The sequence below is a fragment of the Streptomyces sp. RK9 genome (assembly GCF_045070545.1).
Lineage (GTDB): Bacteria > Actinomycetota > Actinomycetes > Streptomycetales > Streptomycetaceae > Streptomyces > Streptomyces alboflavus.
Window position 1 is genome coordinate 1,748,917 of record NZ_CP173704.1, and the last position, 11,857, is coordinate 1,760,773.

Below are 11,857 nucleotides of genomic sequence, written 5' to 3' on the forward strand. Positions count from 1 at the left end.
CCCCCGTGTTGCTACTCAGGTGCCGAAGGCGGTCTGCACACTGCCGCGGCCGTCGACGCGGACCATCCGGCGGATGAGCCGCTTGAACTCGGCGTCGGCGCCGGTGACGTCGAGGACCAGACGCCCGCCCCCCGCACCCGCCGCACCGGTTACGGCGCTGGTCTGTGCCGCAACAGCGGCAGCTGTCGCCTGTCCGGGGGTGGGGGTGGTCACGAGGTTGCGCATGGTGCGGTCGACCGCCGGGGCGCCCGACTCGATACCGGCGACGATGCCCGCGGGAATCCACCGGCCCACCTCGTCCGCCATCAGGCGCGAGGGGCTACCGATGCGCAGGGCCCGCGCGACCGGGCCCGGGATGACGCTCTTCGCCCATCCGGTGATCGTGCTCTTCAGCCATCCGCCCATGGAGCGGATACCGGCCCACAGACCGCGTACGACGTCACGGCCGTGCCCGCGGAGCAGCCCTCCGAGGGAGCCGATTCCGGCGGCGATGCTGCGGGGGAGGCCGCGCACCCACCCGAGGAAGGCGGCGGCTTTCTGTCCGGCGGCTGAGCGGAAGGCTTGGAAGCCGCGGGAGGCTGCGCCGCGGAGCGAGCCGGGCAGCCCAGCGAGGGCGGACGCCGTACGGCCGGGTAGACCGCCGAGCCACGACGTCAAGGCGGTGATCTTCTCGGTCGCGGCGTCCTTGACTCCACCGAACCAGGCGCTCGCCTTGCCCGGCAAGCTGCCGAACCAGGCGAGCGTGGTGTCGATGGCGGCGACCGCGGCACTCGCCGCGGACCGGATGAGCCCCCACGCGGCCGACCACGCACGCTGGAACCAGTCCGTTTTCGTGGCGATGAGCACCACGGCGGCGACCAGGGCGACAATCGCCGCGATGATCCAGAACGCAGGTGACGCGTACATGGACGCGTTGAGCTGCCACTGCGATGCCGTCCAGATCCGGTTGCGGACCGCGACGACGGTCTGCGCGATGGCCCAAGCCTTCGAGGCCACGGTCACCGCGCCGATGGCGACAGCAAGAGCGGTCAGAACGGGGGTGGGCGTGGCGCTGACGATCTGCGCCAGGACGAGCGCGATCTGGGTACCCACGCCGATCAGCGGGCCGAGAGCGACTAGCAGGTCGAGCGCGGCCCCGGCAAGGCTCCCCAGGGTTTCGCCGCCCTCGCCGGCCAAGGCGAGGAACTGCTCGAACCCCTCGGAGCCGTCGAGGTTGCTGCCCCAGTCGGCGAATGCGCCGGACATGTCGACGAGTCCGCCGGTGACGCCCTCGGCCGCGGGCAGGAAGGCTTGCAGCAGGCCACCGAACCCGACGCCGAGATTCTTGACGACGGACAGGAGGTCCCGGAGCGCGGGCCCGGATGCGGCGGCGGTCTCGCTCGCCCACTCCTTGAAACGAGCGGACTCGACCCCTTCCTCGACGTCGTCGAGGAAGGACGAGAAGGCACCGGCCGCCGCCTCGACGAAGGGGGTCAGGGTCGGCAGAAGGCTGCGCAGGGTCGTGATGCCCTTCGTGACGACGGGCATTGTCGTGGCGCTGAGCGCGTCCGACCACTGCTGATAGTCCGACTTCAGGCCGAGGAACGCGCGTGCCGTCTGCTGCGTCGCGGGCGGCAGCTCGGCGAGCGCGGCCGTGTAGGCCTGTTGCTTCTCGGCGGCATCGGCGGCGCCCTCGGCCGCAGCCTTCTCCGCCTCTTCGGCGAGCTTTGCGACCTCTCTTACGCCGTCCATCTGCGGCCCGACCGCAGCGGAGAACGCTCTGACTGCCAACCCCGCTGCGGCGGCGCCCGCGGCGAGTCCGCCGAGCGCGACCGTGGCGGCGGCGACCGCGGGCACGGCGGCACCGAGTACCCCCAGGCCGGCTGCAGCACGCAGCGCGCCGGACCGGACGCCGTCGCCGAGTGAGTCGCCCGCCGCCTCACCCTGAGCGGTGAACCTGCCACGTAGGTCCCGCAACTGCCCGTCGGCGGCACGGACGAGTCCGGTGAGCCCTGCCTCGGTGCGGGCGATCCCGCGCTGCGCTCCGCTGTCGTCAAGGTCGATGACGCCGAAGAGCTCGCCAATACGCAACGCCACGGGCGCCCACCTCCCGTCACGTGTCAGGTGGTGGGCGCGGGCCTGCTCGGAGGCGGGCTAGCGCGCGGGCGTCTCAGGTGGTGCGAGGTGGCGGGCGAGGCGGGAGTCGGCCGACAACAGGCCGAGAATCCGTACGCGCAGCCATCGCCACGTGCGGGTGCGCATGAGGTGGGGGTCGCCGACGTCCACGCCGTACACCTCGTGCAGGTCCGCTTCGATCAGCGGCCACAGGTCGAAGAGTTGGGACCAGGTCAGCGACGCGGTGCCCGGCGCTTGGCGCGGGGCGGTGCCGGGCGGGTACTCGTACCACTCCCAGAGGCCGGACTCTTCGTCGTATTCGCCCCGTCCGACCTGCGCTCGGCTCGGTTGGGCGGGGTCAGCCGGTTTGGGTCGCCGCCCGCAGCCCACACTCGTTCGGCTGTCTGCTTGTCGTGCATGATCCACGCAATCACGGTCTGCGCGGCTGCCTTGAGCGCAGGGAAGCTGACCTTGTCGGCCCGCATCAAGGCGTAGGCGGTGCCGAGAAGATCGCGGTACAGGGCCTCTTCATCGGCGTTGCCGAGGAGTTCGGCATCGACGTCGCCGCCGTTCGCGACGACAGCGGCAGCCCGCATAAGGGCCTGTACGCGGATGCCCGCGTCGGCGGACGGGGCGGGCACGGTGTAGCGGCGCCCGCCGATCGGCAGGACCAACGGTTCGTTGAGCAACTCGTCGATGGCTTCACATGCCACTATGCGGCCTCCTTCCTCGTAGTGGCCGGTGGCTCGTCGGTGGCGACGAGAGCGCCGGGCGTCCCGGCGGCGGGGTTGGGGATCGACTTGCGGGGTCCCTTCCCGGTGATCGTTACCTTCACGGTGTCGAGGTCGTCGGAGGCTCCGCCTTCGGGCTCCCACGTAACCAGGGCGCGGCCCTCGTAGGCCTCGGGGCGGGCCTCGCGGTCGTAGTAGCGCACGTGCACGACGCTGGCCGCACCGAACGACTCGGCGGCGACACGCAGCCGCTCTTGGGCGGCGTTGAAGACGCGGGTTTCGGGGTGGCACCGGTGGGCGAGCTTTGCCTCGATGGACCACGCGAGCTCGGTCACTGTGGAGTCGGCCCACCCCTCGTCGTCGTAGGTGCTGCTCTTCTGCTGCGTCGCCTCGACCTTCGGCGCGAATTCCTGGACACCGGGGACCAGACTCCACATGGGCGCGGCAGCGGTACCGGTGTTCAACTCCAGCCGGTACCGGCGCGCGAGGGCGGTCTCGGTCTCGGCCGGGGGAGTGGGCGTACTCAAGGGGGAAGGTCCTCCTATTCGAGGTACGGGTGCGGTCGGTGGCCGCGCAGCTGGTAGTTGCTGGTGCGCTCAAGGCGGCCGAGCGCGTCGGCGCCGATCGGTGCGGCCGAGACGCGATGTGCGAGCGTGATCCGGGCCGTGGGGAGGGCGAGGCGCCGCAGACCGTGCAGGACGGTGAATACCTGCTCGTCGAGGGCGGCGACCTCGCGCGGGTCCGGCCCGGCACGGGTGCGTACCTGCACGGTGAACACGGCATCAGTCAGGGCGGCCGACTCCTCGATCGCATAGACGGTCAGACAGACGATGCGGTCAGGCTGCTCGGGCATCACGGTGTCGGTGATGGCGGTCTCGCCCGCCGAGTACACCGCGTCTGGCCGGTAGGAGGCGACCTGGTGCTCGGCGAGCAGCCGCGCGAGACCGTCGATGGTCTCAGTGAGGAAGCTCATCGGGCAGACATCCTTCCTAGTCCGTAGGCTCACCCTCTATGGCGCAGCATCGACCCAACATCCCAACATCCTTAAGAAGAGCGGTACTTGTGGAGGCTGGCCACCGATGTGCCATACCTACATGTAGGCAGACCCCTGTTGAATTGGCGCACATCACACCTTGGGTGAAGGTCAAGGAACATTCCTTCGGTAACTTGATCGCACTGTGCCCAACCTGCCATACGCGTTTTGACTGCGGCGAAATCGACCGGCGATCGATGCTCCAGTACAAGGAAAATCTTGAGATAATGAACGGCAGGTACACCGACATCGAGCAACAGCTACTTCGTACCTTTGTTCGTCAGCATCTCAGGCTTAAGCAGGCAGTCGCCGACGGGAACGTCGAAGGCGTGTTCAGGAATCCGGGATGGAGCAACGGGTTGGCTATGCCGAGAATGAATATGGACATGTGGTGGACTGTTGGGAACTTGCTCGATGACGGGATAATTGAGCTGCTTGTTCCTGCTCCAGATGGTGGAGGGCTTGACCTAATGGAGCTAGATGAAAAGCTCAACTCGAAGATTGTGTTGCTTACAGAAAAGGGCCGTGGCATTGTCGAGCGATGGGCTGAAGGCGACCCCATCTAATGCAATGCCCTCCGGATTTGTGCGGCGAGGATGACCGCAACTACCTGGGCTTCGGCGGTCATCGGCCCTTCGAGGTACTTCGCGGACCGTCCGGGTGCGTGCCGGTAGGAGAGTTCTTCATGCATCCGCACCGCGTATGGAGTGTCGAAGGCGACGGCGGCGGTCAGGTCCTGCTCGTCCACGGACACGGTGCCGGAGCGTTCGAGGGTGCCCTCGTCGAGCGGCACGAGCTTGCGGGCTTCGGCGAGGACGTGCTCGGCGCCGAGCAGCAGACCGCGCACGGCCCCCTCGCGGGTAGCGCGCAGGGCTGTGTCGCCGTTGAACGTGAGGCGGGCGCGCTGGGGGCTCATTCGCAACTCACCTCCGTACAGGCCGGGACCGGAAGCCCCGGTGCGGTGTGGTGCGCGACCGCGATTGCGGTCGTGGTGCGTCCGGTGGGCAGGGTGAGGCGGGAGCCGACCGGGCAGACGAGGCCGGGATCGGTGACGACTTGCGCAGTCGAGATGACCTGACGCCCGTCGGGCGCACGCACCTGGCGCACGGTCTCGGCGACGAGCGCGGGCACATCGGCGACGGTTGGCCCATAGCGCTTGCCGTACGCGGAGTCGCCGAGATACGGCTCGACGCTGACGCGATGCCGCAGCAGGAAGCGGGGGACGCGGCTCATCACGCGATCACCCGGCGCGGGGTGAGCCCGGCACGGCGCAGCGCCCGCTCGGCGCGCGGAGCGAGTTCGACGCCCGCCGCGGTCGACGCGGTCCTGCCCCGCCCGGACAGGGACACGGGGCCGATCGAGACGGAGTCCCAGACGCCGCCCGCCCCGGTGCCGTCGTCGCCGGTCGCGATCCAGTACTCGACCTGCGCGCAAGACGCGTCACTGAGCGCGTCAGCGATCGTCTGGTCGGTGGGGTTGCCGTCGTCATCGACGCCGTAGAGGGCGGTCAGCAGCGCCGAGTCGATGTCCTCGCCCGCGCGGGCGAGCAGCCGTACGGCGTCCGCCGGGGCGGGTTCGCCGAGCCGTGCGGCGAGTTGCTCGGGGGTGGCGTAGGGGCGGCGCGCCAACGGCTCACCCCCTCTTACGGGCAGCGGAACGGCCCGCTGGTTCGTCCGACTGGCCGTCGAGGGGCTCGACGCGGTACCCGGCGCCCTGGCAGTAGCCGATGATCGCGAGGTCGCTGGTGGTGGCGGTGCCGTCGACGAACAGCAGTCCGCCGACACCCTCGCCGTTGAATCCGTCCAAGGGCGCAGTGACGCGCATCTTCATGGGCGTCACGCCGCGCTCTTGATGTTGCGGAAGACTCCGGCTGCTTTCGTTGCCTTGAGCACGGGGGCGACCGGACCCATTTCGACTTCGCCGGTCTTGACCGCGCCCGCTCGGTCGAACTCGGGAAGCCATGTCGACACCAGAGGGGCGCCCCCGCCGACGCTCGCGCCGTGGAATCCGTCGAGCCCGTACCGGATCGCGTACAGATCACCGAGTCCCGTCACGTTGCCACCGCTTCCGGCGCCGTCGGGGTCACGGGCGAGGAGGCCGATCACGTCGGCGTTGCTGCCCGCCTTGCTCTTGAGGTCGAGGAGTGGGATTCCGTTGTACGCGATGACGGGGCGGCCGAACGCGTCGGTGCTCTTGTCGAGTTGGTCGCACCACGCCGCGATGCGCTTGAAGAGACTCAAGGTCTTGCGGTTGCCGTAGATCACATCCGGGGTGTCGTCGAGGGTCGCGAGCCAGTTGTCGATGTGGGTCTGCGCGACCAGCGCGGCGGCCTTGTCGTTGATCGCTGTCCAGTCGACGAACCCGGCGGCTACGCCGTTGTTCAGCGGCAGGTACTCGGTCGAGCTGCCGGTGAGGATCTTCGACAGCCCGTCGAACCCGTTGGTCTCGACGGACTTGTCACCGTTGATCACAGCGTCGGCGAACTTCGCGCGGCCCGCCTTGATGAGCTGCTGCATGTTGAGCGTGACCGCACCCGAGGCGGCCGGGCCGATACGGGCGATTACCCGGTCGATACGGAAGCTACCGCCGAGCGGCGCGAGCTCGACGTCGTACCGGCGGGTCTCGACCTCGGCCGGGGCGTACTCGGTGTTCAGCGCGCGGAAGTCCGCGGTGCGCTGCGTGATCAGGCGACGGTATCCGTAAGTCAGGGTGTCGCCACCGGTCGGGGACACGACGTTGTCGAACGTGAGCCGGTCGAGGATGTCCGAGGACTTGCGGAACTCATCGATCACGTTCACGTCGACGTCGTCCTGGGCATTGTTCCGCGCCTCAGCAAGAGAGGTGGGCAAATCGGTTCTCCTTGGTCGTTCAGCCGCCGCTCATGCGGACGGCGACGGCGTCGTGCAGGGAAGCGGCACGGCGCTCGCCCGCCGGGGCACCGTTGAACTCCGCCCCGCCGCGCGCCGGAGTGACCACGGCGCGGTACAGGTCGGGGTCGGTATCGACCGCCGTCTTGATCGTGGCGGCGAGCTGATCACCGAATGTGGCGTCGGCCGGGTCGAGCGCGGCGAGCGTGTCCGCGAAGCTGCGGGAGTTCAGCAGTCGGTCGGCCCGCGCGCCCTGCGCGGCGGCGGCTCGGTAGGCGGCGAGCTCGACCTGCGCCGCGCGGAGGTCGGCGGCGGCCTGGCCGAGCTGCTTGTCGCGGTCGGCGACCGAAGCGGCGAGCGCAGCCGGGTCCTGCCCGCCCTGCTCGGCGCCCGGGTTGAGTGCCTTGTTCACCGCGTCCAGCGCGGCCCGCAACTGGTCGCGCTCGGCGGCGGCCTCGTCCGCGCGCTTGGTGACGTCGGCGAGATGCTGCTCGGCGGCCGGGGCGGCGGTGGGCGGCGTGGGGTCGGTGGCAGGCGGGCTGCCGAGGTCGGTACCCGGATCGCCGCCCTCGCCCGAGCCGCCCTTGATCGGCCAGATCGGGCGGCCGTCCTGGCGAAAGCCGACGGCGCGCACACCGCTGCGTGGCTGAATCGGAAGTCCGCGCATATTCGTTTCCCTTTCAATTGAATCGAAAAGAAGCCCCGTGGCGGGAAGTGGTTTTGCGGAGGATGATGGAGGTGTGTACCTCAGGGGGCAATGAGGTGATCCTCATGTCGGACCCGCAGCAGCAGGACGTCGTATCCCCCGGGCCGCAAGAAGACGAGCGGCTCAAGCTGGGTTATGAAATGGCTAAGATCCTGCTCGCGGCCCAGGATCGGACAGTGACTAATCTGCGCACCCGTGCCAGTGCAATGCTGGCGACGGCTGCACTCGTCGTAACGTTTTCCACGTCGGTCGGGCTGTTGCGATTTGATGCGCAGAAGAACGTAATCTTCCCTCAATGGGCGGCCTGGGTGATGCTTGCTCTGATTGCAGTGCAGGGATTTCTCGTCATGTTCGTCCTGTGGCCGGTCAAAATGAAATACGGCCACACTGTGGTAGAGATCGTGGACCCACCGAAAGACGCGCCGGCGGCGGCGGAAAAGCCGATCAGCCGATGGCTCATCGAAAAAATGAGGGACTACCTCGATGCGAACAAGAAGAAGATAAGGCGTATGGCTGTGGCCTTGCAGGCGGCGATGCTTCTACTTCTCGCCGAAGTGGCCGTAGTCATCACTGCTATCGCGCTGGAGTGACGCTATGCGCAAGGGTGATGAGAACGAGTGGCCGAGTGCTGATGGCGAGAACGAATGGTCGAGTCTGCACGACAACGAGTGGTGGTCCGATCTCCCCATCGGGCAGGAACGGCCATCGATCCTGATCATCGAAGAAGTCGACCGCACAGATGTCAGGCAACTCCTGAGGTCCCATGGGATTGTCGCGAAGGTGGCAGATGAAGAAACTTCACCCACGGTCGTGCGGGTTGCGCTGACTTCAGAGGAGGACGCGAAACGGGCGGCGGAAGCAATTCGCGATAAGTTCCGTAAAGCCAGGGTGAGGATCGTTGGCGCCTAAAGCGCGGTACGGATCGCGGCTCTGTAACCGCGTACCCATGCGATACGGAGCATCGCCTCGATGCCACTGCGGCCGGTATGAGGGCACTCCGCCGGTGGACGCCCGGAGCGGGCAGCGGCCTGGCCAGCCTCCTGCGCCCGCACGGCAGCCTCGCGAACGTTCACGGTTAACCCCCAGTCAGAATCTACGGCGTTGGTCCTCGCGCGCGTTGCGGGCAGTCTCGGCCGCCGCGCTGCGTACGCCGGTGACTTGCTCGGTGAACTCTGCCAACGTGACGCGGGGGGACTCGGCTTCCCAGAACCTGATCAAGTCCTCGGAAGCGCGTGCGTACGCGACGTGGGCGGGGCCGGTGAACAGGGTGCGTGGGTCGACGCCTGCGGCCTCGGCCTTGCGGTTGAGGAGGTTGCCGCGGGTGTAGTCCTCGGCGGCGAGCCATTGCAGGTAGATGTGTTCCTGGTACATCTCGCGAATCTCAGCGCGGGTGTACGTGATCTCTGCCTCGCGCTCGGCGAGTTCCTTCTCGTACGCCCAGCGTTCCGCGGCGGACATGTGCTCGGTGCCGTCGGGCCCCTTCTCGATGTCCCGTCCGTAGACGCCCCACTCGTCGGGGTCTGCGGGCTGCGCATCGCCGAGCCGCACCGGGTGCATGGCCTCGTCGAGGGCGGCACGGTTGGCGAGGTAGCCGTCGACGGTCGCCCGCGCGACCATGGCGGGCGGCACGCTCGGATACCGGCGGTCGGAGTCGGCAGCGATCTGGGCGGCATCGTCGGGGCGCGCGTAGCGCACGGCCCACGCGAGGACCTCGTCGCCGAACGTGGAAAGATCGGAGGCAAGGCGCCCACCGGGGAACAGCACGGCGAGCAGTTGCCGGCGGTCGGCCTCGGCGGCGAGCGCGGCGAACTCGACCTCGTCAGTGGCGAGACGGGCGCGGTGGGCGAGCTGTTCGTCGGACAGCCCCACCAGGTCCGGGCGGATGCCGGGCAGGGCGGCGGCGACATCGCGCCGGTCGAGCTCAGCCATGACGCGCAGTACCTGCCCGTCGTCGAGCCGGTCCAGGACGCGGGCAAGCTCGCGGTCCGAGAAACCGGTCAGGTCCTCGGCCAGGACGCCACCGGGGCGGACACGGTCGAACAACACCTGCTCGTCGCGCCGGTCGAGCTCTGCCGCAGCCCGGTCAAGGTCGCGGCCGTCGAGCAGAGCGGTACCGACCGCGTCGGCGACCTGCTGCTCGCTCATCTCGCCCACCGTGCGCTCGTCTCCCGCGCGCAGCCGCGCGGCCTCAACTGCTGTGGCGGGCGGACCGGGGCGAGGGTTGGGGAGGTTTCCGGCGCCGATGGCTTCGCGCTCGCGCTTGCGCCGCAGCTCCGGATGCGCGGTCAGGTGATTGCGCATCTTGCCCTGCCACACGCGCACACGGGCGTCGGCGGCACGCTTGGCGGCCGGGTCGACCGCAGCGGCACTGCGCACCTTCCACCTGCGAATGGTGCGCTCGATTGCCCGTTGTCGCTGCGTGGCCTCGTACCCGTCGGGATCCTGGGCCTGCTCGACGGGCAGGACGGTCACGCCGGGAAGATAGGCGCTGATGCTGTGGCGGCAGTTGGGATGCTGCAAGCCAGCGAGCCGTGCCTCGTCGAGGGTTCCGGCGATGTGCACGCGGACGGTGCGGCCGTCCTCGACCGCGTGCTCGGCCTCGACCGTGCGGGCACCGTCGGGCCCGGCGAGCGCGAGAACCTTGCCTTCCCACCGTTTGCACAGCGGGCACTCGTGCGGGGCGTCGGAGACGACGACGAGGTCGAGGTCCGCGGCGCGCAGACGGTCGGTGTGCGCCTCGACGGCGGCCCGCCCGGTGCTCGCGCGGACTGCCATCTCGGCGTAGGTGGTCATTGACCACGTACGGCCCGCCCTGTCCGTGAAGCTGCCGATGCCGCGGTCGGCGAACTGTTGCACCGCGCGCTGAGTCGCCTGGCGGCGGGTGTCGATGCCGAGCAGCGGCGTGCCGGAAACGGCGGCGACCACCTTCCGGTAGACGTCCTCGACTGCGCGGAGGATGCCGCGGTGCGTGGCAGTGACGAGTTGCACGGCCTCGATGGCGAGCCGGTCGATCGCCCTCGTGTTCGGGGTGGTGCCAGCGGCACGGCGGACGCCGGCATCCGACAGGGCACCCAGCTCGGCGAGCCCCGCCCGCGCCCCGACGCCGTACGCCTCGGCGACCGCATCGAAAACGGAGAGCTCCATGGCGGACGCAAGGGCATCGACGACGGACTGTGCCGCCCGCCGCAACGGCTGCACCGCGGCGAGCTTGGCCACGGCCCACCCTGGGGCGTCGAACCCGGCGGCCAGTTGGTGCGCGACCAGTTCGAGCAGCCGCAGCTCGGCGTCGGCGTACAGGTCGCGCACGCCGGCCGAAAGATCCTCAGCCATCCCAGGATGGATGGGCACGGCACTGCACCCCCCACCCTGAGCTGGGACGGACTGTCAGCGGTGGTCGGTACGGTCGTGAGTATGACCTCTGTGCAGCTCAAGCTCGGCGACGTTGTTACGCGCGCGGACATGCAGGCGATGTTTGGCGGCGGCCCTCAGGGCGGCATCATCCCGTCCAGCACGACCCCCAACGTTCTGATCTATGCGGATCACGACAGCGGCAAGGACTACGGCTATCAGGATGGGTGGATTGCCGAAGAGGACGAGAAGGGCCCTGTCTTCGAGTACACCGGGCAGGGCGTCGAAGGTGACCAGAAGCTGACCGACCGGAACAAGGCCGTCGCGCTGCATGTCGAACAGGGCCGCACACTACGGGTGTTCGTCTGCGTCGGGTACGTCAGGGGCAACAGCGGAACCAAGAAGCACCGGTATCTCGGCGAGTTCACGCTCGACGACGACGAGCCGTTCGTGCGGCGCCGCGCGCTCGACCAGAACAAGGACAAGCTGCGGTGGGTCTACGTCTTCCGCCTGCGTCCGCTGGCCGAGGTCGAGCAGGTCGCCGAAGACTTCGTCTCCGCGGCGCCCGAGGACGACATCGAGACCGTGCCGGCTGTGCCGATCAGCGACCCCACGCTGCTCGAACTCAAGCCGGCCGAGGTAACCACGGGACAGGTCACTAAGCCGGAGAAGAACAGTAAGAAGAAGGCCACGCGCAAGGCGAGCGACGCCGTCGAGATCACCTGGCGGGAGGCGGAGCTGAGTGACCGGCTCCTCGCGTTCCTCCAGAGCCAGGGCCACGAGGTGAAGCGCGTCAAGATCCGGATTAAGGGTCTGACCGCTACGTTCTGGACGGACCTGTACGACGTGACCGACAACGTTCTCTACGAGCTCAAGGGCAGCAACAGCCGTAACGCCGTGCGGATGGCCATTGGACAGTTGCACGACTACAGCCGGCACATCCCCAACAAGGACGCGCGCCTCGTCGTGATGCTCCCCGATAAGCCGGTCGACGACTTGGCCGAGCTCGTAGCGCATGCCGGAATGGAGCTCGTCTACGAGGACGGCGACAAGTTCGTCGGCTGGACCCTCGCCTGAT

The 11,857-nt window shown here is 68.6% G+C and carries 17 protein-coding genes; 4 read left to right on the plus strand and 13 right to left on the minus strand.

Features of this window, described 5'->3' with window-relative positions; translation table 11 throughout:
• Positions 1-15: 15 nt before the first annotated feature.
• From AB6L24_RS28035 to AB6L24_RS28055, 5 genes are read right to left on the minus strand one after another with little or no spacing between them, the layout of a single operon-like run.
• Positions 16-2,076: a hypothetical protein gene (locus AB6L24_RS28035; RefSeq protein WP_405659720.1), complete on the minus strand. Its 2,061-nt coding sequence runs from the start codon at positions 2,074-2,076 to the stop codon at positions 16-18.
• Between the two features lie 57 nt (positions 2,077-2,133).
• On the minus strand, positions 2,134-2,331 hold the full coding sequence (locus AB6L24_RS28040) for a hypothetical protein (protein WP_405663383.1): 198 nt from the start codon (positions 2,329-2,331) through the stop codon (positions 2,134-2,136).
• On the minus strand, positions 2,328-2,807 hold the full coding sequence (locus AB6L24_RS28045) for a hypothetical protein (RefSeq protein WP_405659722.1): 480 nt from the start codon (positions 2,805-2,807) through the stop codon (positions 2,328-2,330). The genes AB6L24_RS28040 and AB6L24_RS28045 overlap by 4 nt, the downstream gene beginning before the upstream one ends.
• Positions 2,807-3,352, minus strand: coding sequence for a phage tail tube protein (locus tag AB6L24_RS28050; protein WP_405659724.1), 546 nt, complete (start codon positions 3,350-3,352; stop codon positions 2,807-2,809). Before AB6L24_RS28050 ends, AB6L24_RS28045 begins: the two co-directional genes overlap by 1 nt.
• Positions 3,353-3,366: 14 nt before the next feature.
• On the minus strand, positions 3,367-3,798 hold the full coding sequence (locus AB6L24_RS28055) for a minor capsid protein (RefSeq protein WP_405659726.1): 432 nt from the start codon (positions 3,796-3,798) through the stop codon (positions 3,367-3,369).
• Between the two features lie 38 nt (positions 3,799-3,836).
• On the opposite strand from AB6L24_RS28055, the gene AB6L24_RS28060 reads away from it, so the two are divergent.
• Positions 3,837-4,424 (plus strand): HNH endonuclease, encoded by a 588-nt coding sequence (locus tag AB6L24_RS28060; RefSeq protein ID WP_405659729.1) that lies wholly within the window; start codon positions 3,837-3,839, stop codon positions 4,422-4,424.
• On the opposite strand, the gene AB6L24_RS28065 is transcribed toward AB6L24_RS28060, so the two are convergent.
• From AB6L24_RS28065 to AB6L24_RS28090, 6 genes are read right to left on the minus strand one after another with little or no spacing between them, the layout of a single operon-like run.
• On the minus strand, positions 4,421-4,774 hold the full coding sequence (locus AB6L24_RS28065) for a hypothetical protein (RefSeq protein WP_405659732.1): 354 nt from the start codon (positions 4,772-4,774) through the stop codon (positions 4,421-4,423). The genes AB6L24_RS28060 and AB6L24_RS28065 overlap by 4 nt on opposite strands.
• Positions 4,771-5,091: a hypothetical protein gene (locus AB6L24_RS28070; RefSeq protein WP_405659734.1), complete on the minus strand. Its 321-nt coding sequence runs from the start codon at positions 5,089-5,091 to the stop codon at positions 4,771-4,773. Before AB6L24_RS28070 ends, AB6L24_RS28065 begins: the two co-directional genes overlap by 4 nt.
• Positions 5,091-5,486, minus strand: a complete 396-nt coding sequence (locus AB6L24_RS28075) for a hypothetical protein (protein ID WP_405659737.1) — start codon at positions 5,484-5,486, stop codon at positions 5,091-5,093. The genes AB6L24_RS28070 and AB6L24_RS28075 overlap by 1 nt, the downstream gene beginning before the upstream one ends.
• Positions 5,487-5,490: 4 nt before the next feature.
• Positions 5,491-5,697: a hypothetical protein gene (locus tag AB6L24_RS28080; protein ID WP_405659739.1), complete on the minus strand. Its 207-nt coding sequence runs from the start codon at positions 5,695-5,697 to the stop codon at positions 5,491-5,493.
• Positions 5,694-6,707 (minus strand): major capsid protein, encoded by a 1,014-nt coding sequence (locus AB6L24_RS28085; RefSeq protein WP_405659742.1) that lies wholly within the window; start codon positions 6,705-6,707, stop codon positions 5,694-5,696. The genes AB6L24_RS28080 and AB6L24_RS28085 overlap by 4 nt, the downstream gene beginning before the upstream one ends.
• 19 nt (positions 6,708-6,726) lie before the next feature.
• The gene (locus AB6L24_RS28090; protein ID WP_405659744.1) at positions 6,727-7,392 is read right to left on the minus strand and encodes a hypothetical protein; all 666 of its coding nucleotides are present in this window, start codon (positions 7,390-7,392) and stop codon (positions 6,727-6,729) included.
• A gap of 104 nt (positions 7,393-7,496) precedes the next feature.
• Between AB6L24_RS28090 and AB6L24_RS28095 the strand changes: the two genes are divergently transcribed.
• Together AB6L24_RS28095 and AB6L24_RS28100 are read left to right on the plus strand one after the other, a co-directional pair.
• Positions 7,497-8,021, plus strand: a complete 525-nt coding sequence (locus tag AB6L24_RS28095) for a hypothetical protein (RefSeq protein ID WP_405659746.1) — start codon at positions 7,497-7,499, stop codon at positions 8,019-8,021.
• Positions 8,022-8,025: 4 nt separating this feature from the next.
• Complete coding sequence (locus tag AB6L24_RS28100; RefSeq protein ID WP_405659748.1) at positions 8,026-8,340, plus strand: hypothetical protein; 315 nt, start codon at positions 8,026-8,028, stop codon at positions 8,338-8,340.
• On the opposite strand, the gene AB6L24_RS28105 is transcribed toward AB6L24_RS28100, so the two are convergent.
• Together AB6L24_RS28105 and AB6L24_RS28110 are read right to left on the minus strand one after the other, a co-directional pair.
• Positions 8,337-8,504, minus strand: coding sequence for an Rmf/CrpP fold protein (locus AB6L24_RS28105; protein ID WP_405659750.1), 168 nt, complete (start codon positions 8,502-8,504; stop codon positions 8,337-8,339). The two genes, AB6L24_RS28100 and AB6L24_RS28105, sit on opposite strands and share 4 nt — an antisense overlap.
• Before the next feature lie 13 nt (positions 8,505-8,517).
• A complete protein-coding gene (locus AB6L24_RS28110) occupies positions 8,518-10,761 on the minus strand; it encodes a phage minor capsid protein (RefSeq protein WP_405659753.1) in 2,244 nt (747 codons plus the stop codon).
• On the opposite strand from AB6L24_RS28110, the gene AB6L24_RS28115 reads away from it, so the two are divergent.
• Positions 10,684-11,856, plus strand: a complete 1,173-nt coding sequence (locus AB6L24_RS28115; RefSeq protein ID WP_405663628.1) for a hypothetical protein — start codon at positions 10,684-10,686, stop codon at positions 11,854-11,856. The two genes, AB6L24_RS28110 and AB6L24_RS28115, sit on opposite strands and share 78 nt — an antisense overlap.
• The last annotated feature ends 1 nt before the right edge of the window (position 11,857 follow it).

What these genes read in the sequence shown, in the direction of transcription:
- AB6L24_RS28090 (WP_405659744.1), bottom strand. Translation starts at nt 7,392, where the DNA reads ATGCGCGGACTTCCGATTCAGCCACGCAGCGGTGTGCGCGCCGTCGGC.
- AB6L24_RS28065 (WP_405659732.1), bottom strand. Translation starts at nt 4,774, where the DNA reads ATGAGCCCCCAGCGCGCCCGCCTCACGTTCAACGGCGACACAGCCCTG.
- AB6L24_RS28110 (WP_405659753.1), bottom strand. Translation starts at nt 10,761, where the DNA reads ATGGCTGAGGATCTTTCGGCCGGCGTGCGCGACCTGTACGCCGACGCC.
- AB6L24_RS28060 (WP_405659729.1), top strand. Translation starts at nt 3,837, where the DNA reads ATGGCGCAGCATCGACCCAACATCCCAACATCCTTAAGAAGAGCGGTA.
- AB6L24_RS28070 (WP_405659734.1), bottom strand. Translation starts at nt 5,091, where the DNA reads ATGAGCCGCGTCCCCCGCTTCCTGCTGCGGCATCGCGTCAGCGTCGAG.
- AB6L24_RS28100 (WP_405659748.1), top strand. Translation starts at nt 8,026, where the DNA reads ATGCGCAAGGGTGATGAGAACGAGTGGCCGAGTGCTGATGGCGAGAAC.
- AB6L24_RS28095 (WP_405659746.1), top strand. Translation starts at nt 7,497, where the DNA reads ATGTCGGACCCGCAGCAGCAGGACGTCGTATCCCCCGGGCCGCAAGAA.
- AB6L24_RS28055 (WP_405659726.1), bottom strand. Translation starts at nt 3,798, where the DNA reads ATGAGCTTCCTCACTGAGACCATCGACGGTCTCGCGCGGCTGCTCGCC.